The organism is Acidithiobacillus sp. TH-A36, from assembly GCF_057473445.1.
Map to the genome: position 1 here is coordinate 1 of NZ_JBYCKP010000280.1, position 1,427 is coordinate 1,427.

The 1,427-nt window shown below is 55.6% G+C and carries 1 protein-coding gene; it reads left to right on the plus strand.

All coding sequences use genetic code 11. From position 1 onward, the window contains the following. Positions 1-1,239: MFS transporter (locus AC2VLY_RS07375; RefSeq protein ID WP_486892403.1), on the plus strand; the 1,239-nt coding region annotated here is incomplete at its 5' end. Positions 1,240-1,427: the final 188 nt, after the last annotated feature.

Genomic DNA, 1,427 nt, shown 5'->3' on the forward strand with positions numbered 1-1,427 from the left:
GTCACTGCCGTAGCACTTTTCGGTATCCTGATTGGCGCCACCATGCTGGGCGGATTGTCCGACATATTCGGACGTAAACGCATGTTTATTGCCGAAATGGTGATTTTTGTGGTGTTTCTCATCGGTCTCACCCTGAGCCCCAGTTATCTCTGGATGGTGATCTGCCTCTTCGGGATTGGGCTCGCTCTGGGTTGTGACTACCCCACCGCCCATCTGGTCATTTCTGAAGCGGTTCCCAGCAAGGGACGCGGCGGCCTGGTGCTTGGCGCCTTTGCCTTTCAGGCGGTAGGTGCAATTGTCGGTGCCGGTCTGGGCATTATCATTCTTGATGTTTATCCCGAAGTGGATGCCTGGCGCTGGATGTACGCGGCAGCGGTTATCCCGGCCATTCTGGTGATTGTCGGCCGGTTTTTTATCACCGACAGCCCCCACTGGCTGGCCAGCAAGGGGCGTATGGAAGAAGCGGAAAAGGAAACCCGCCGCCTGCTCAAGCGAGTTCCCCAATACCCCAAGGAAGTGGTCCTCAACAGGGAGCACGCCCATCACCACCAGAAAGTCAGTCCTGCTGTGCTTTTCAACAACAAAAACCGGCGCGCCACTTTCCTCGCCGCCATCCCCTGGTTCATTCAGGATTTAGGTACTTACGGTATCGGTATTTTTACCCCGATCATTCTGGCCACCACCCTGGGTGCATCCAGGGATGTACATAGCGTTGCTGACCTGGCACAAAACGTGATGCTCTCTGCCAAGGGAACCGCCCTGCTCGATGTGCTGTTGATTCTGGGGGTGCTTGCTGCCATTTTCTTCGTGGAAGGGACCGGCCGCATCAAGTTGCAGATCATCGGCTTTATCGGCTGTGCAGTCGGTCTGGGTCTGGCCGCCATTTCCCTGAATCTGCCCGATGGGGACAAAACCATTCTGCTTTTTGCCGGATTCATGCTTTTCAACTTCATGACCAATCTCGGCCCCAACGCCCAGACCTACCTGCTGGCCGGTGAAGTATTTCCGACCTCCATTCGCGGCTATGGCGCCGGCTTTGCAGCTTCTTTCGCCAAAATTGGGGCGGTCATGACCGCCTTTTTGTTCCCCATCCTGCTCCACACCATTGGTACCCAAACCCTGTTGATCATTCTGGTGGGCACGTCAATACTGGGCGCCATATTGACCTGGGTTTTCCGGGTCGAAACCCGTGGCAGCCTCGAAAAAATTGAAGAGGCGCGCGTGCAACCCCAGATCTGAGGGTTTTGCTTATGGGTCCGCGCAGATTGCGGGCCTGTTTTGCCGCCGGAAATGGCCGTTGGCGTTACCGGCGGAGCCGTTTATGGGGTAAGCGACCGTAACATCCGCAAAGGAGTATGAAATATGCTGGTCAACTGTGTGGTATATAACGATGGACGTAAAGTTGCAGACAGCACCCTGGAGGACGT